Genomic DNA, 17,111 nt, shown 5'->3' on the forward strand with positions numbered 1-17,111 from the left:
ACGCGGCACCGGCTTCGGCCTATAACCGCCCCATGAGCACCCGGTCCGTCAGCAGAACCCTCCCGCCCCGCAAGCCCGGCCCCGGCGATCACGTCATGCTGATCGACGGGTCCTCCTTCGTGTTCCGCGCCTATTTTCAGTCGATCCGGCAGGATTCACGCTACAATTACCGGTCGGACCGCCTGCCCACCGGCGCGGTGCGCATCTTCGCGACCAAGCTCATCCAATTCATCCGCGAGGGCGTGCGCGGCCGGACGGCGTCGCATCTCGCGATGATCTTCGACAAGAGCGAGAATTCCTTCCGCAAGGCGCTCTACCCCGAATACAAGGCCAACCGTTCCGAGCCGCCGGAGGATCTCGTCCCGCAATTCCCGCTGATGCGCGCGGCGGTGCGCGCCTTCGGCTATGTGCCGATCGAGCAGGACACCTACGAGGCGGACGACCTGATCGCCACCTATGCGAAGGAGGCGGTCGAGGCGGGCGCGGAGGTCACCATCGTTTCGGCGGACAAGGACCTGATGCAGCTCATCGGTCCTGGCATCGTGATGTATGACCCCGCCTCCGGCGAGCGCGAGGAGCGCCTGATCGGCGAGGCCGAAGTCCGGGATTATTTCGGCGTCCCGCCGGAGAAGGTCGTCGATGTCCAGGCGCTCGCCGGCGATTCGACCGACAATATCCCCGGCGCGCCGGGGATCGGGGTCAAGACTGCCGCCCAGCTTATCGCGGAATACGGCGATCTCGAAACGCTGCTCGCCCGCGCCGCCGAGATCCGGCAGCCGAAGCGGCGCGAGACGCTGACGGACCCCGCCGTTGTGGAGAAGGTGCGCCTGTCGCGCAGGCTCGTCACGCTCGTCCGCGACGTGCCGATCGCGACGCCGCTCGAAGACCTTGTCGCGCATCCGCCCGACGCGGCGCGGGCGGTGGCCTTTCTCAAGGCGATGGAATTCAAGACGCTCACCAACCGCGTGGCGGAGCTTTACGGCGTCGATGCCGAGCAGATCGAGCCCGATCCCGTCCACGCGAAGGGCGGTGGCGGCCCGGCCGCGGCGCCGCCGCCGGCCGCGGAACCGGGCGCGGTGCAGCCGGAGCCCGTGCCGGCGGGCGGAACCGGACCGGCGGCGCTCGCCGCCGGCCGGCTCGCGGCGCTGCGCGCGATGCCGGTGCGGTTCGAGGCCTACGAGACGATCCGCGATCCCGCGACGCTCGAGGCCTGGATCGCGGCGGCGCGCGAGCACGGGATCGTCGCCTTCGACACCGAGACCAATTCGCTCGATGCGATGCAGGCGGACCTCGTCGGCTTCTCGCTGGCGCTGGAACCGGGCCGCGCCGCCTATGTGCCGCTCCAGCACCGGAGCGGCGAGGGGCTGTTCGATGCCGGGCTTTTGCCGGACCAGATCCCGATCGACGCGGCACTCGCGGCGCTCAGGCCGCTGCTGGAGGATGGTTCGGTTCTCAAGATCGGGCAGAACCTGAAATACGACCTGATCGTCATGCGCCGGCACGGCATCGACATCGCGCCGATCGACGATACGATGCTGATCTCCTACGTGCTCGATGCCGGCCGCAACGGCCATGGCATGGACGAACTCTCCGCGCTCCACCTCCATCACCGCCCGATCCCGTTCTCGGAGGTCGCCGGCAAGGGCAAGGCCCAGGTGACCTTCGATTTCGTGAGCCTCGACAAGGCCGCCGCCTACGCCGCCGAGGATGCCGATATCACGCTCCGGCTGTGGCTGGCGCTGAAGCCGCGCCTCGTCGCCGAGGGTATGGTGGAGGTCTATGAGGGGCTCGAACGCGGCATGGTCGATTGCCTGGCGCGCATGGAGGCACGCGGCATCGCGATCGACCGCCAGATTCTCTCCCGGCTCTCGGGAGAATTCGCCCAAGGCATGGCACGGCTCGAGGCGGATATCCACGCCCTGGCCGGCGAGAGCTTCAATCTCGGCTCGCCGAAACAGCTCGGCGACATCCTGTTCGGCAAGATGGGGCTGCCGGGCGCCAAGAAGACCGCGACCGGCGCCTGGTCGACCGGCGCCGATGTGCTGGAGGATCTCGCGGCCGAGGGTTACGAACTTCCCGCCCGCCTGCTCGAATGGCGGCAGATGCAGAAGCTCAAATCCACCTATACCGACGCGTTGCCCGGCTATGTGAACCCGAAGACCGGGCGCGTCCACACCTCCTTCGCGCTGGCCGCCACCACCACGGGGCGGCTCTCCTCCTCCGAGCCCAATCTCCAGAACATTCCGGTGCGCAACGAGATGGGGCGCAAGATCCGCACGGCCTTCGTGGCGGAGCCCGGCAAGGTGCTGATCTCGGCGGATTATTCGCAGATCGAGTTGCGCATCCTCGCCCATATCGCCGAGATCCCGCAGCTCCGGCAGGCGTTTGCGGATGGGGTGGACATCCATGCCATGACCGCGAGCGAGATGTTCAACGTGCCGCTCGCGGAAATGACGAGCGAGATCCGCCGGCGCGCCAAGGCGATCAATTTCGGCATCATCTACGGCATCTCGGCCTTCGGCCTCGCGAACCAGCTCTCCATTCCGCGCGAGGAGGCCGGCGCCTATATCCGGAAGTATTTCGAGCGCTTCCCCGGCATCCGCGATTACATGGAGGCGATGAAGGCCCGGGTGCGGGCAGAGGGCCATGTCGAGACGATCTTCGGCCGCAAGTGCCATTATCCGCAGATCGATTCGAAGAACCCGGCCGAGCGCGCCTTCATGGAGCGCGCCGCCATCAACGCGCCGATCCAGGGCTCGGCGGCGGACATCATCCGCCGGGCGATGATGCGGATGGACGCCGCGCTCGCCGCTGCGGGCCTGTCATCGGTGGGAATGCTGCTCCAGGTCCATGACGAACTCGTCTTCGAAGCGCCCGAGGGCGAGGCGGAGGCGGCGATCCCGGTCATCGCGCGGGTGATGGAGGCGGCGCCGCTTCCCTTCGTCCAGCTCAGGGTGCCGCTGAAGGTGGACGCGCGCGCGGCGAAGAACTGGGACGAGGCGCATTAAGACATTTCCGGTCGGGCGATGCCGCTCATGGGCGGGCAAGCCGTCGAGACGGGAGGCGGGCGCCGGCGCCTCACCCGCATGCCGGCCGGAAATCCGTGACCCTTGGCGCGCCGTGCCGGTCGGCGATCAGCGCCGAGCCCTGGGGCAGGGCATGCCACGCCCCGCTTCGGTCATCCCAGGGTTCGGAGACGACATGCAGCCCGTCCGGTTCGTGGCGCCAGTAGAGCGTCGGCGCGTGGTCGTCGCAGGCCCAGCGGAAGGCCCAGAGCGTATGGCCGTTGGTGAAGGCGGCGGCGAAGCGGAGCGGGGCATCGAGCGCCGCCGCTTGCGTGATGCCTCGCACCGCGCTCAAAACCTCGGCGAAGGCGCGCAAGGCATCGTTCGCGGCGCCGCGTGCGACGGCGGCGAGGAAGATCGCCTCGGAATCGGTCGTGCCGTGGCGGTGGGCATAATGGCTGTCCGGGATCAGCGCCTCTACCTGCCGGCGCACGGCATGGTAGCCGCCGATCTGGCCGTTATGCATGAAGAGGCTGGTGCCATGGCAGAACGGGTGGCAGTTCGGGCGGCTGGTCGCCGTCCCGGTCGCCGCGCGCACATGCGCGAAGAACAGCGGCGAACGCACCTGCGCGCAGATCGACAGCAGGTTCTCGTCGGACCAGGCCGGGCGCAGGTCGCGATAGATGCCGGGCTCGGGCCGTTCGCCATACCAGCCGAGGCCGAACCCGTCGCCATTCGTCGTCGTCTTGGCCTCATGCGCCTGCATCGATTGGTGGATCAGCGAATGGCAGGGCTTGGAGACGACGCTCTCCATCAGCACGGGCTGGCCCTGATAGGCGAGGAAGCGGCACATGGCATCCTTATCGTCAACGACGTCTGCTCTCTCCCGGCTGTGACGGGAGAATTGTCCAATATTCATTCTGGACGCGGAAACTGAACCGGTTGTGAAGAGACGCCGCCGTTCTTTCCACATGCGAAGCCTGCCGCCTTCGCCGAAGACAATTGATGTGCCGCCATGCGAATGGCACAACAACTGCCATGTGATCTTCGCGGGGGAAATGATGCTGCGCGCGCTTTGTCTGGGTCTCGCCCTGTTCCTGTCTGGCCCGGCTTCCGCCGCCGAGGGACTGGACGGCAAGGGCCTCTCCTTCTTCTGGGCGCTTCCCTTCATCGGCCTGCTGCTCTGCATCGCCACCGGCCCTGTGCTGTTCCACCGGCTCTGGGAGCACAATTACGGCAAGATCGCCGCGCTCTGGGCGGCGCTGACGGTGCTGCCGCTTATCGCCTTCAAGGGGGCCGGCGTGGCCTTCGAGGCCGTTCTGCACACGATGCTGCTCGAATATATGAGCTTCATCATCCTGCTCTTCGCGCTGTTCACGGTGGCGGGCGGCATCCTCATCACCGGCAATCTGCGCGGCACGCCGGCGGTGAACACAGGTCTTCTGGCCATTGGCACCGTGCTCGCGAGCATCGTCGGCACCACCGGCGCCTCGATGATCCTGATCCGGCCGCTCATCCGCGCCAATGACGACCGGCGCACCAATGTGCATGTCGTGATCTTCTTCATCTTCCTCGTTTCGAATATCGGCGGCTCGCTCACCCCGCTCGGCGATCCGCCGCTCTTCCTCGGCTTCCTGCGCGGGGTGGACTTCTTCTGGACGACGACGCATCTCTTCACCGAGACATTGCTCGTGGCCGGGTTTCTGCTCGTGCTGTTCTATGCCTGGGACACGGTGATCCACCGCCGGGAGGATTCGCTCCCGCATCCGAAGGACCCGACGCCGGATCGTGCGATCAAGATCTTCGGCAAGGCGAACTTCCTGCTGCTCGGCGCCATCATCGCCGCGATTCTCGTCTCGGCCTCGTGGAAGCCGGGCATCCGGATCGCCTTCCCCGGCGGCGAGATCGAGCTTCAGAACCTGCTGCGCGATATCGTTCTGGTGGTCATCGCGCTCATCTCGCTGAAGATCACGCCCGGCCCGGTGCGCGCCGGCAACGAGTTCGGCTGGGGGCCGATCCTCGAGGTGGCGAAGCTCTTCGCTGGGATCTTCATCTGCATGATCCCCGTTCTCGCGATGCTGAAGGCCGGCAAGGCCGGGGCCTTCGGGCCGCTGGTCGCGCTGGTCTCGAACCCGGACGGCAGCCCGAACAACATCGCCTATTTCTGGCTGACGGGAATCCTGTCGTCCTTCCTCGACAATGCGCCGACCTATCTCGTCTTCTTCGAGCTGGCGGGGGGCGACCCGAAGACGCTGATGGGGCCCATGGCGCTGACCCTCGCCGCCATCTCCTCCGGCGCGGTGTTCATGGGCGCGAATTCCTATATCGGCAACGCACCGAACTTCATGGTCTATGCCATCGCCAAGGACATGAAGGTGAAGATGCCCTCGTTCTTCGGGTTCATCCTGTGGTCGGGCGGCATCCTGGTCCCGGTCTTCATTCTCGTGACGCTGGTCTTCTTCCGATGAAGCCGTGTCTGATGTGATCGGGGGCGCGGCATGGAGCATGGCCCGGGCCTCGGCCCCTTCCGCGACCTGATCATCTTCCTGGTGATTGCCGGGGTTATCGTCCCGGTCTTCCACCGCCTGCGCGTGAGCCCCGTCATCGGTTTCCTGCTTGGCGGCGTTTTCCTGGGCCCGCACGGGCTTGCGAGCCTGGCATCGCACTGGCCCTGGCTCGGTGCGCTCACTTTCGCGCATATCCGCGATTTCGCGCCGCTCGCCGAGCTTGGCGTCGTGGTGCTGCTGTTCACGATCGGGCTCGAACTTTCCTTCGAGCGGCTGATCCGGCTGCGCCGCTACGTGTTCGGGCTCGGCTCTGCGCAACTCGTCGCCTCGGCGCTGGCGATCGGCGTCGGGGCCTGGCTGTTCGGCGTCTCGCGCGAGGCGTCGATCATCCTCGGGCTTGCGCTCGCCCTGTCCTCCACCGCGATCGTGCTGCCGGTCCTGGCCGCCGGGCGGCGGATCGCGCGGGTTTCCGGCCGCATGGCGTTCGCGGTCCTGATCCTGCAGGATCTGGCGGTTGCGCCCATCCTCATTGCGGTCGCGGCGCTGGCGGGGCTCGGCGGCGCGGCGGGGCAGGGGTTCCTCGTGGCGTTCCTGTGGGGCATCCTCGCCATTGCAGGGCTGGTTCTGGTTGGTCGGCTGGCGCTGCGGCCGCTGATGCGGCTGGTGGCGCTTTCGGGCAGCCAGGAATTGTTTCTCGCCGCCTGCCTGCTGGTGGCGCTCGGCGCCGCGCTGCTGGCGGCGGCGGCCGGGCAATCCATGGCGCTCGGCGCCTTCCTCGCCGGGCTTCTGCTGGCGGAGACCGAGTTCCGCCACGAGATCGAGGTCACGATCGAGCCGTTCAAGGGGCTGCTGCTCGGCCTGTTCTTCCTCACGGCTGGCGCGCAGCTTGATGTCGCGCTGCTGCTTGCGAACCCTGCCGTGGCCCTCGGTGTGACTCTGGCGCTGATCGTTGTGAAGGCCGCGCTGCTCTGGGGGCTGCTCGCGGCATTCGGCATTGCTTCCGCCGCCCGTGCCGAGATCGCGCTGGTGCTTGCGCCGGCCGGAGAATTCGCCTTCGTGATTCTCGGGGCCGGCATGGCGAGCGGTGTCGTGCCGCGCGAGACCGGCGCGCTGGCCGCGATCGCGGTGCTTCTGTCGATGTTCTTGATTCCGGGCCTGCACGCGCTCGGGTTGCGGCTCGGCGCTGCGCGGCTGCGCGCCGGCGTGGCGGCGGCACCGGCGGTGTTGCCGGAACCGGGTGCGGCGCCGGTGATCGTGGTCGGCTATGGCCGGGTCGGGCAGCTGGTCGCCGACATGCTGGAACGGCACCGGGTGGCGGTGGTTGCGGTCGATTCCGACCCTGAACTGGTGGCGCGGTTGCGGGCGCGCGGGCTGAGCATCCATTTCGGCGACGGCTCGCGCCCGGAGCTGTTACGCCGGCTCGGGGTGGGCGAGGCGCGGGCGCTGGTCGCGACCTCGGGGGATCCGGATTCGGTCGACCGCCTGGTGCGCGCCGCCCGCGCCGAACGGTCCGATCTCGTCATCATCGCCCGCTCGCGCGATCCGGAGCACGCGATGCAGCTCTACCGGCTCGGCGCCTCCGATGTCGTGCCGGAGACGATGGAGGCGAGCCTCCAGCTCGCCGAGGCGGTTCTGGTCGATATCGGCGTGCCGATGGGGCTTGTCATCGCCTCGGTGCACGAGAAGCGCGACGAGTTCCGCGCCAATCTGCGCGAGGGGGTGGGGGTGGTGCGACCGAAGCGCACCCCCCGCCGCCCGGCGCCCCGGCGCGACAGCGCCGAGCCGGCCGAGGAATGACCGCGATCAGGCCGCGAGCTGGGCCAGGAAGGCGCTGACCTCGCCCTTGAGCGTCTCGACCTCGCCGAGCAGCCCATCCGCCTGTTCGAGCATGGCGGCGGCGGCGTCTCCGGTCAGGCGTGTTGTGGTGGACACCTCGGTGATCGCCGTCGCGACTTCGGCGGTGCCGGCGGCGGTCAGCTGCGTATTCCGCGCGATCTCTCCCGTGACTGCGCGCTGCTGCTCCATGGCGGCGGCGATCCCGTTCGTCGCCGCGGCGATGCGGGCGATGGTCTCAGCAACCGTGTCGATGGCGGAGACGGCGATCTGGGTCGTGCCCTGGATCTCGTTGATCTGCGCGACCACTTCCTCGGCGGCGCGCGCGGTCTGGCTCGCGAGCGTTTTGACCTCGTTCGCGACGACCGCGAAGCCCTTGCCCGCCTCGCCGGCGCGGGCGGCCTCGATCGTGGCATTGAGCGCGAGCAGGTTGGTCTGGCTCGCGATCGAGCCGATCACCTGGACGATGGTGCCGATCCGCTCGGAATTGCTTGCGAGCTGGCCGATCACTCCGACGACACGCTGCGATTCCTGCGTCGCCGTCGCGCTGGTCGCCGCCGATTCGTCGATCCGGTGGCGGATTTCCTCGATCGAAGTCAGCATCTCTTCCGCGGCGGCGGCGACGGACGTGACCGAGGTGGCGCTTTCCTCGGAGGTGCGCGCCACGGCCTCGGCCTGCCCCTGGGCTGCGGCGGCGCTGTCGCGCATCATTGCGGCGCGGGCGCGCAGATCCGACGAGGCCCGCTCGACCCCGGCCGCCACCGCCATCACCGCCGCCTCGAAGCGGTTGGCGAGCGCCAGGCGATCCGAGACGTTCTCCCAGGCGACCATGGCACCGAGGGCTGCGCCGTCCGGGGCATGGATTTCGGCAAGCGTGAGCATGAAGGCGGTATCGCCGATGTGGATGGGGCGGCGTAGCCCGTCTGCGGGCAGGGTGTCCAGCACCGCCCGATCGATGCCGGCCGCCGCGAGCACATCCGTCGCGGCGCGCCCGGCCAGCGCATCGGCCGCGGCGGGCAGGGCATTCTCGACCGGCCGCAGCGCCGCGACCAGCGCGGGATTGAGATAGCCGATCGTCCAGCCGGCGGCCCGGTCCAGGATCATGACCCCGGTCGGCATTCCGGCGACGGTCTGGCGCAGGCGGAAGGAATCGACAACCTCGCCCTGAAGTTGGCCGAAGGCGCGCGCCATGTCGCCGATCTCGTCGCCGCGTTGCGCATAGGCGGCGAGCGAGACTTCGCGCCCCGCCGCAAGCCCGTCGAGCGCCTGCGCGGTGCGCAGGATCGGCCGCGCGAACAGCGCGCCGAGCGCGAAGCCCATAAGCGCGATGACCGGCAGGGCCAGCAGGCCGTAGCGCAGCATGGAGGTAGAAAATTCGGCCACGCGCGCGGCATAGGGTGCGCCATCGACCAGCACCGCCACGACCAGCCCCTCGCCGGCCGCCGAGGGGAAATGCCGCAATTGCGCGGCATAGGACGCCTCGCCGATCCGCAGCGCGCCATCCGCCTGCATGCCGTTGACCGCGCGGGCATAGAAATCCGGGTCAATCGTCAGATCCTTGGCGGCGTCGAGCGTCGCACTGGTCAGTTTGCCCTTGTAGAACATCAGGATTTCGGCGCCGGTCTTGGCCTTGATCTCGGCGCCGGTCGCCGCGCTGGCGCGCGCGCCGATTCCCAGCGTGCCGATCACGCCGCGGCCCGTCGCCACGGGAACCACCGCGCCGAGCGCAGCCTGGCCGGTCGTCGGGGATATTTCGAGCCCGGACCAGGCCTTGCCGTTCACGGCGCTTCCGACACCCTTGACCTTGCTCTTGTCGTCGCCCTTCACCTTCGGATTGTGCCCGCGCGCCAGGATGATGCCGGCGGCGTTGGAGATTTCCAGGGTCGAGATCGCGGCGTCGGCCTTGCGCAGGCTTTCGAACGCCATCTGCGTCGCGTTGATGCGCTCGTTGTCATCGCCGCGCTCGACGATGCGGGCGAATTCGGGATCCCGCGCGATGAGCCCGGCATAGACGAGGATGCGATCGCGGATCGTGTCGAACGCCTGCGCCGCCTGCGCGCCGGCCGCCTGTGTCGCCACCAGCTGTTCCGCGCGGATCGTCTGCTCGACGACGATTTTCGAGAGGGTAGCGGCGCCGGCGAACCCGGCCGCGAAAATGAGGGTCGCCGCGGCTGCATACTGCACCCGCAGGCTTCTGAAACGAAAGATCACGAATGCATCTCCCAACAGGCAAACGCGGCATTCCTTGCACGCTCAAGGAGAAATTCTCTGCCGCGAATATGAAGGATTGCCTAAACTTGAAGCAATTCCCGTCATGAACCGGTGATGCCGGCGCCATTCCGCAGGAGGGTGCGGATTGCCGCGCAAGCTTCAATCAGGGCATGCGCAGTCCCGCCGGCGCGGCGCCGCCCAGCGCCCAATCCACCAGCTCGATCGTGTGGATTACCGGCACCGCTTCGCCGCGCTCGGAAAGGCCGAGCCCGATCTGGCTGATGCAGCCGAGATTGCCGGTCGCGACCGCGTCCGGGCGCGTCCGGACGATGTTCCCGGCCTTGCGCTGGCGCAGGCGGCCGGAAATCTCCGGCTGGAGCATGTTGTAGGTGCCGGCCGAGCCGCAGCAGATATGCCCCTCCGGCACGTCCTTCACCCGGAAGCCGAGCGCGCGGAGGATGGCCTTGGGCGGCTCGGTGATCTTCTGCCCGTGCTGCATCGAGCAGGCGGAATGATAGGCGATGGTCAGCCCGGTCTCGCGGGCAGGCGCGAGATCGAGCGTCGCGAGATATTCGGTGATGTCCTTGGCCAGCGCCGAAACCCGCGCCGCCTTGGCGGCGTAGGCCGGATCATTGCGGAACATGAAGCCGTAATCCTTGATCGTGGTGCCGCAGCCGGAGGCCGTGATCAGGATGGCGTCGAGGCTGGCGCCCTCGCGCTCGGCGGCCTCGATCTCCGCCATCCAGGCGTCGATCAGCCGCGCCGCCTGACGGTGGCTTGTCTCCTCGTGGCCCATATGGTGCACCAGCGCGCCGCAGCAGCCCGCGCCCTCCGGCAGCACGACCTCGATTCCGAGCCGGTTGAGCACGCGGATCGTCGCCTCGTTGATCTGCGGCGCCAGAACGGGCTGGGCGCAGCCCGAGAGCAGCGCCACTCGCGCCCGGCGCGGGCCCCGGGCCGGGAAGCGCCCCGGCCCCTCCATCGCCGAGCGGGTGGGGATTCTGGCCGGCGCCAGCGCCAGCATCGCGCCGAGCTGGGCGCCGATCACCGGCAGCCTTTCCACCACGCCGCGGAAGGGCCGCGCCAGAACGCTGGCGAAGATCGCGAGCCGGAAGCGGTTGGGATAAGGCAGGAGATTGGCGAGCAGGCCGCGCATCAGCCGCTGGTGCCAGGGGCGGCGGTAGCTGCGTTCGATATGGGCGCGGGCATGGTCGACAAGATGCATGTAATGCACGCCGGAGGGGCATGTCGTCATGCAGGAGAGGCAGGAGAGGCAGCGGTCGATATGCTGCACGACCTCGGCATTGGCCGGCTCGCCCGCCTCGAACATCTTCTTGATCAGGTAGATGCGCCCGCGCGGGCTGTCGAGCTCGTCACCGAGTTCGAGATAGGTCGGGCAGGTGGCGGTGCAGAAGCCGCAATGCACGCAGGTGCGCAGGATCTTCTCCGAGGCGGCCATGGCCGGATCGGCGAGCGCGGCGAGGGAAAAACTGGTCTGCATCGAATCTCACGCCCCCGCATGCATCAGGCCGGGATTGAGGAGCCCGGCCGGGTCGACGGCCGCCCGGATCCGGGCCGTGATCGCGGCGACCGGCGCCGGTCCCGGCTCGAACACGGACACCGCGGCGCGCACCGGTTCCGGCGCGCGGATCAGCGTTGCATGGCCGTGCGCGGCCCTCGCGGCGGCGCGGATCACGCCCGCACCTGCATCCCCATCCGCCGCCGTCGCGAGCCAGACAAGCCCGCCGCCCCAATCGTAATAGGCCCGCGCATCCCGCCTTGCGCGGATGGCGGCCACCGCCGCCGCCGCCTCGGAGGGTTTCAGCGAAAGCCGCCACAGCGCCGCCTCGCGCGGCTCCGCGAGGGGCAGGCCATCGCGGATCGCGGCCCAGAGCGCCCGGCCGGCCGCGTTGTCGAGCCGTTCGAGCCGGCCATGGGGCGCAAGCAGCCGGGCAAGCTCGCCCGCGCGATAATCGACCGAGAAGCCGAATCCCTCGATCCGCAGCAATGTCCGCGCCGTCTCTCCCGCAAGCCCCGCCGCCAGATGCGCCGCCCCGGTGATCTCGAAGGGCGAAGCGAGGGCGGCGCTCATCGCGGCCTGCGCCGCCGGATCGTCGAGCCCGTCAAGCGCCAGCGTCGCGATCGTTTCCGGCTTCGGCACCACCTTGAACGTGACCTCGGTGAGAATGCCGAGCGTGCCCCAGGCTCCGGCCTGGAGCTTCACCAGATCGAGCCCGGTGACATTCTTCATCACCCGCCCGCCGGATTTGACGATCTCGCCGCGCCCGTTGACGAAGCGGAGGCCGATCAGGCTGTCGCGCGCCGCGCCGCCCCAGATCCGGCGCGGGCCGGAAATGTTGCCGGCCGCGATGGCGCCGATGCTGGGCGTGCCCTGCGAGCCGAACAGCGCGCGGAAATCCGCCGGCTCGAAGGCCAGCATCTGCCCCTTGGCGTCGAGCGCCGCCTCGATCGCGGCGAGCGGCGTTCCTGCCTTCGCTGCGATGACCATCTCCGCCGGCTCGTGAAGGGTGATGCCGGCGAGGCGATCGAGGATGAGGCGCCGCGCCGCCTGGACCGGCCGGCCGAGCGCGGCGCGGGTGCCGCCGCCGATGATCCGCAGCGGTTCTCCGGCCTCGAATGCCACGCGCACGGCCGCGGCGACGGCCTCCTCGCTCTCGGGATGCGTGTCCGTGGCCATCATGCCGCCCTGCGATCGAGCGGGAAGACCTTGGCCGGGTTCATGAGCCAGCCGGGATCGAAAGCGGCGCGGATCCGCTGCTGCTGGGCGAGATCGATGTCGGTGAACTGGCGCCGCATCAGGTCGCGCTTCTCGATCCCGACGCCGTGCTCGCCGGTGAGGCAGCCGCCGACCTCGACGCAGAGGGTGAGGATCTCGTTGCCGGCCTCCTCGGCCTTCCGCGCCTCGTCGGGATCGTTGATGTTGTAGAGGATCAGCGGATGCAGATTGCCGTCGCCCGCATGGAAGACATTGGCGACGCGCAGGCCCTTCGCCTTCACGATCTCGTCGATCCGGCGCAGCACCAGCGGCAATTGCCCGGTGGGGATCGTGCCATCCATGCAGATATAATCGGCGATGCGGCCGGTGGCGCCGAAGGCGCTCTTCCGCCCCTTCCAGATCGCCGCGGTCTCCATCGCCGATTTCGATTCCTTGACGACCTTCACGCCATGGGCCCTGGCGATCGTGACGATGCGCGCGAGCGTCGCCTCCATCTCGGATTCCGACCCCTCGACCTCGATGATCAAGAGCGCCTCGACATCGAGCGGGTAGCCGGCCTTCGCGAAAGCCTCGCAGATCTCGATGGCCGGCTTGTCCATGAATTCCATCGCCACCGGCACGATGCCGGCGGCGATGATCGCCGCCACCGCCGCGCCGGCCTGTTCGCTGGTCTCGAACCCGAACAGCACGGGCCGCGCGCCCTCGGCGGCGCGCAGGATGCGGATCGTCGCCTCGGTGATGATGCCGAGCTGCCCTTCCGAGCCGCAGACGAGGCCGAGCAGGTCGTAGCCCGGCGCGTCGAGCGCCGGTCCGCCGATCTCGATCACGCTTCCGTCGATCGTCACCAAGGTCACGCCGAGGATGTTGTTGGTGGTGACGCCGTATTTCAGGCAATGCGCGCCGCCGGAATTCATCGCAATATTGCCGGCAATGGTGCAGGCGAGCTGGCTTGACGGGTCCGGCGCATAGAAGAACCCTTCCGCCGAGACCGCATTCGTCACCGCGAGATTGGTGACGCCCGCCTCGACGCGCACGAGGCGGTTGGCGTAGTCGATCTCCAGGATGCGGTTCATCTTCGAGACGCCGATCACCACCGCGTCCTCCTGGGGGATCGCGCCGCCGCAGAGCGAGGTGCCGGCGCCGCGCGGCACCACCGGCACGCCTTCGGCATGGCAATAGGCGAGAACCGCCGCCACTTCCGCCGTGGTCCGGGGCAGCACCACCGCCAGCGGCATGCGCCGATAGGCTGTGAAGGCATCGGTCTCGAAGGCGCGGCGCTCGTCGTCGCTGGTGATCAGGCATTCCGGCGCCACCAGCCGCGCCAGCCCGGCAAGGATCAGGTCTCGGCGGCCGAGGATGCCGGCATCGGGTGCCGGGAAGGCGATCGCGGTCATGGCAGGCGTTTCCCGTGACGTTTTTGTCTGCTTGCGTCTCTTATGCCAAATCGCGCGCGCTTTGACGATTGATCCACCGCAGCGGTTCTTGCATGGCATCTGTTCCGATTTGGAATGGATATGCTAGCATTCGTGCTTGATGGACAGGTTCGGCGATCTCGACGTCTTCGCGCGTGTGGCCGGAACCGGCTCGATGTCGCGCGCGGCGCGCGAACTCGGCCTCTCGCCGCCGGTGATCTCGAAGCGGATCAAGCGGCTTGAGGAGCGTCTCGGCACCCGGCTGCTCCAGCGCACGACGCGCCAGATCGCATTGACGGAGGCCGGGCGCGGCTTCCATGAGCGCGTGCTGGCGATCCTGGCCTCGGTCGAGGAGGCGGAGGATTGGGTTTCCCAGCGCGCGGCCCTGCCGCGCGGGCCGTTGCGTGTTTCGGCACCGACGACCTTCGGCCGGCTGCATGTCGCGCCGCATCTCGTGCGCTTTCTGGAACGCTACCCCGAGATCGCGCTCGATCTCTCGCTCTCGGACGATTTCGTCGATGTGATCGGCGGCGAATTCGATGTCGCGATCCGTATCGCGGATCTCGCCGATACGAGCCTCGTCGCGCGCCGGCTCGCGCCGAATCATCGCGTGCTCTGCGCTGCGCCGGCCTATCTCGCGCGCAACCCGGCGCCGGCGACGATCGCCGATCTCGCCCGGCACCGGCTGCTGGTTCACAACGCCGATCACTGGCGCCTCGAAGGGCCCGAGGGGCCGCTTGCGGTGCCGGTCCGCAGCGTCATCGCCACCAATTCCAGCGAAGTGATCCGCGAGGCGGTGATCGCCGGGCTCGGCATCGCATTGCGCTCGACCTGGGATGTCGGGCCGGAACTGCGCTCGGGCGCGCTCACCGTCGTGCTGCCGCGCTATCGCGCCCCGCGCCGCGTCGCGATCCATGCGGTCTATCCCTCGCGTCGCCACCTGCCGCAGCGCACGCGGGTGTTCATCGATTTCCTGACAGAGCTTTACAGCCCCGTGCCGAGCTGGGACCGGGGGCTCGCGCTGCCCGCGGGCTGAGGCCGCAAGCCGGCTCTGCGACATCGGCGTTCTTGCGCGCGGACACTGATTCCGTTAGAGGCTGGAATTGTTCAAGAAAGGGAACGCAATGCTTCGCTTTTCGATTGCTGCCGCCACGATCGCCCTCGCCGCCGCCGCCCAGGCACAGGATGCCGAAGCCGGCAAAGCGGTATTCGGCCAGTGCCGCGCCTGCCATCAGGTCGGCGAGACGGCGAAGAACGGCGTCGGCCCGCTCCTGAACGGGATCATCGGCCGCAAGGCCGGCACGGTCGAGGGCTACAATTATTCCGAGGCCAACAAGAATTCCGGCAAGACCTGGGATGAGGCAACCTTCCTCGCCTATATCAAGGATCCGCGCGGCTTCATGCCCGGCAACAAGATGGCCTATGCCGGCCTGAAAGACGAGAAGCGTGCCGCCGACCTTCTCGCCTATCTCAAGACCTTCGGGCCGGATGGCAAGCCGAAGCAGTGATCCGGCGCGCTTCGGACATTCCCGGCGGGGGCTCCTGACGCAGGAGACCCCGCTCCCTGCCTCTGATCTGCAAGATGGCCCGTGCGGGGCAGGGCAACCGCCCTTGACGTCGCCTCGGCACACGCGCTTCATGCCCGATGCGAAAGATCGGGCGGGAGAACGGCCATGGACATGAGCGACAGCCGGCGGATCGAGGCGCCGCGCGAAGTGGTCTGGGCGGCGCTCAACGATCCCGATGTGCTGAAACAGGCGATTCCCGGCTGCGACGAGATCGAGCGGCTGAGCGAAAACGAACTTCAGGCGAAGGTCACGCTGAAGATCGGGCCCGTGAAGGCCGCGTTCACCGGCAGGGTGACGCTTTCGAACATCGATCCGCCGAACGGCTACACGATCACCGGCGAGGGGCAGGGCGGCGTCGCCGGCCATGCGCGAGGCGGCGCCGATGTGCGCCTCGAACCCGATGGCGAGGCGACGATCCTCCATTACACCGCCAGGGCCGAGGTCGGCGGCAAGATCGCCCAGCTCGGCGCGCGGCTGATCGATTCGACCGCCAGGAAGCTCGCCGGGGATTTCTTCCAGGCCTTCGGTGAGATCCTCGTTCCGCCGGACGTTGCCGGCGAGGCGGAGGCTGGCGGGCAGGAGACCGGCGGCGAGGACAAGCCGCGCGGCAAATGGTGGAAATTCGGCAAGGCCTAGCGGTTACACGGCCAGAACCAGATCGAGCCGCGCATCCCACGGCGCGCATGGAACTGCCGCCACCTGCTGCTCGCGATAGGCGATCCCTACCCGCCGCGCCGCCGGCTGCGCCGCGAAGAGCCGGTCATAATGGCCGCGGCCATAGCCGAGCCGCCCGCCGCCGGAATCGAAGGCGAGAAGCGGCGTCAGGAACAGGTCCGGCGCGGCGATCGGCCAATGCGGCGCCGGCTCCGGGATGCCGAAGGCGCCGGCAATCGGCGGCTCTGCCGCCGGCCATTCGTGAAAGACGAGCCCGTCCGGCGTCACCCGCGGCAGGGCGCGGCGGAATCCGGCCTTAGCGAGGCGTTCCAGCAGCGGCAGGGGATCGAGTTCGGAGCGGATCGGGTGGTAGCCGGCCACCATCCCGCCCGGCCCCGGCAGCAGGGCCTGGAAGGCAGGATCGTCGAGGCGGTCGGCGAGCAGGTCCGCGCGTCCGGCCCGGATCGGGGCGGGGAGCGCGTCGCGCAGCGCGGCCATGCGCCGGCGCAGCGCGGTTTTCTCACCGGCGAGCCGGGCTTCCTCGGCGGAGGGTGGCGCGGGCCGGCTCATCGCCGCCCCCGCGCGGCCGGCGCGGCGTGGACAACGGGTCCCCGCCCCTTGTGCGCCTGCGGCGCGGCGCCCATATTTTCATCGTCACGCCGCTGCGGGTGACAGGACAAGGCCGCTTCTTCCGGAGGGCTCGAACGATATGTCGCGCGTACCATCGCTTTCCTCGCCGTTCCTGCTTGGCTTCGACGATATCGAGCGCGCGCTCGACCGCGTCGCCAAGGCCGCATCGGACGGCTATCCCCCTTACAATATCGAGCGTCTCCCGCGCGATGAAAACCGCCCCGAGCGGCTGCGCATCACGCTGGCCGTCGCCGGCTTTGTCCGCGACGAGCTCGAAATCACGCTGGAGGAGAGCCAGCTCGTGATCCGCGGCCGGCAGCAGGACGACAAGACGCGCCAGTTCCTGCATCGCGGCATCGCCGCGCGGCAATTCCAGCGCGCTTTCCTCCTTGCTGACGGCATGGAGGTGCTCGGCGCCGAGTTGCAGAACGGCCTGCTCTCCGTCGATCTCGCCCGGCCCGAGCCGGAGCGGATCATCCGCAGGATCGACATCCTGGCGCGGGATTGACCCCTTCCGGTTTCCGCCGCGTTCCCGCCGCCCGGCCGGTCCGGTT

General features: G+C 68.7%; 13 protein-coding genes. 7 read left to right on the forward strand and 6 right to left on the reverse strand.

Annotated elements, in window-relative coordinates:
* Positions 1 to 32: 32 nt before the first annotated feature.
* Positions 33 to 3,008 (forward strand): DNA polymerase I, encoded by a 2,976-nt coding sequence (gene polA, locus FWJ24_RS10635; protein WP_150287813.1) that lies wholly within the window; start codon positions 33 to 35, stop codon positions 3,006 to 3,008.
* A 70-nt stretch (positions 3,009 to 3,078) separates the two neighbouring features.
* Here polA and FWJ24_RS10640 read toward each other — a convergent pair whose 3' ends face one another.
* Positions 3,079 to 3,858, reverse strand: a complete 780-nt coding sequence (locus FWJ24_RS10640; RefSeq protein WP_150287814.1) for a class II glutamine amidotransferase — start codon at positions 3,856 to 3,858, stop codon at positions 3,079 to 3,081.
* A gap of 208 nt (positions 3,859 to 4,066) precedes the next feature.
* Between FWJ24_RS10640 and FWJ24_RS10645 the strand changes: the two genes are divergently transcribed.
* Both FWJ24_RS10645 and FWJ24_RS10650 read left to right on the forward strand, forming a co-directional pair.
* Positions 4,067 to 5,473 (forward strand): sodium:proton antiporter, encoded by a 1,407-nt coding sequence (locus FWJ24_RS10645; protein WP_246155654.1) that lies wholly within the window; start codon positions 4,067 to 4,069, stop codon positions 5,471 to 5,473.
* A gap of 30 nt (positions 5,474 to 5,503) precedes the next feature.
* Positions 5,504 to 7,309, forward strand: a complete 1,806-nt coding sequence (locus FWJ24_RS10650; protein WP_150287815.1) for a cation:proton antiporter domain-containing protein — start codon at positions 5,504 to 5,506, stop codon at positions 7,307 to 7,309.
* A 6-nt stretch (positions 7,310 to 7,315) separates the two neighbouring features.
* On the opposite strand, the gene FWJ24_RS14915 is transcribed toward FWJ24_RS10650, so the two are convergent.
* The 4 genes from FWJ24_RS14915 to FWJ24_RS10670 form a co-directional block, all read right to left on the reverse strand.
* Complete coding sequence (locus FWJ24_RS14915; RefSeq protein ID WP_150287816.1) at positions 7,316 to 9,529, reverse strand: methyl-accepting chemotaxis protein; 2,214 nt, start codon at positions 9,527 to 9,529, stop codon at positions 7,316 to 7,318.
* Between the two features lie 190 nt (positions 9,530 to 9,719).
* The gene (gene glcF, locus FWJ24_RS10660) at positions 9,720 to 11,057 is read right to left on the reverse strand and encodes a glycolate oxidase subunit GlcF (RefSeq protein ID WP_150287817.1); all 1,338 of its coding nucleotides are present in this window, start codon (positions 11,055 to 11,057) and stop codon (positions 9,720 to 9,722) included.
* A gap of 6 nt (positions 11,058 to 11,063) precedes the next feature.
* A complete protein-coding gene (locus FWJ24_RS10665; protein WP_246155655.1) occupies positions 11,064 to 12,257 on the reverse strand; it encodes an FAD-binding protein in 1,194 nt (397 codons plus the stop codon).
* Entirely contained in the window at positions 12,254 to 13,687 is a 1,434-nt protein-coding gene (locus FWJ24_RS10670; protein ID WP_150287818.1) for an FAD-binding oxidoreductase, read from the reverse strand. Before FWJ24_RS10670 ends, FWJ24_RS10665 begins: the two co-directional genes overlap by 4 nt.
* Before the next feature lie 139 nt (positions 13,688 to 13,826).
* Between FWJ24_RS10670 and FWJ24_RS10675 the strand changes: the two genes are divergently transcribed.
* The 3 genes from FWJ24_RS10675 to FWJ24_RS10685 all read left to right on the forward strand — a co-directional run bounded on the left by FWJ24_RS10675 (position 13,827) and on the right by FWJ24_RS10685 (position 15,909).
* Positions 13,827 to 14,741 (forward strand): LysR family transcriptional regulator, encoded by a 915-nt coding sequence (locus tag FWJ24_RS10675; RefSeq protein WP_150287819.1) that lies wholly within the window; start codon positions 13,827 to 13,829, stop codon positions 14,739 to 14,741.
* A gap of 88 nt (positions 14,742 to 14,829) precedes the next feature.
* A complete protein-coding gene (locus tag FWJ24_RS10680) occupies positions 14,830 to 15,213 on the forward strand; it encodes a c-type cytochrome (RefSeq protein ID WP_150287820.1) in 384 nt (127 codons plus the stop codon).
* 165 nt (positions 15,214 to 15,378) lie between these two features.
* Positions 15,379 to 15,909 (forward strand): SRPBCC family protein, encoded by a 531-nt coding sequence (locus tag FWJ24_RS10685; protein WP_150287821.1) that lies wholly within the window; start codon positions 15,379 to 15,381, stop codon positions 15,907 to 15,909.
* Positions 15,910 to 15,912: 3 nt separating this feature from the next.
* On the opposite strand, the gene FWJ24_RS10690 is transcribed toward FWJ24_RS10685, so the two are convergent.
* Positions 15,913 to 16,497 carry a 5-formyltetrahydrofolate cyclo-ligase gene (locus tag FWJ24_RS10690; protein WP_150287822.1) on the reverse strand — a complete coding sequence of 195 codons (585 nt, stop codon included), beginning with the start codon at positions 16,495 to 16,497 and terminating at the stop codon, positions 15,913 to 15,915.
* A 139-nt stretch (positions 16,498 to 16,636) separates the two neighbouring features.
* Between FWJ24_RS10690 and FWJ24_RS10695 the strand changes: the two genes are divergently transcribed.
* The gene (locus tag FWJ24_RS10695) at positions 16,637 to 17,065 is read left to right on the forward strand and encodes an Hsp20 family protein (protein ID WP_150287823.1); all 429 of its coding nucleotides are present in this window, start codon (positions 16,637 to 16,639) and stop codon (positions 17,063 to 17,065) included.
* Positions 17,066 to 17,111: the final 46 nt, after the last annotated feature.

Origin of the sequence: Rhabdaerophilum calidifontis, from assembly GCF_008641065.1 — a bacterium.
In the GTDB taxonomy this organism is placed as follows: Bacteria; Pseudomonadota; Alphaproteobacteria; order Rhizobiales; family Beijerinckiaceae; genus Rhabdaerophilum; species Rhabdaerophilum calidifontis.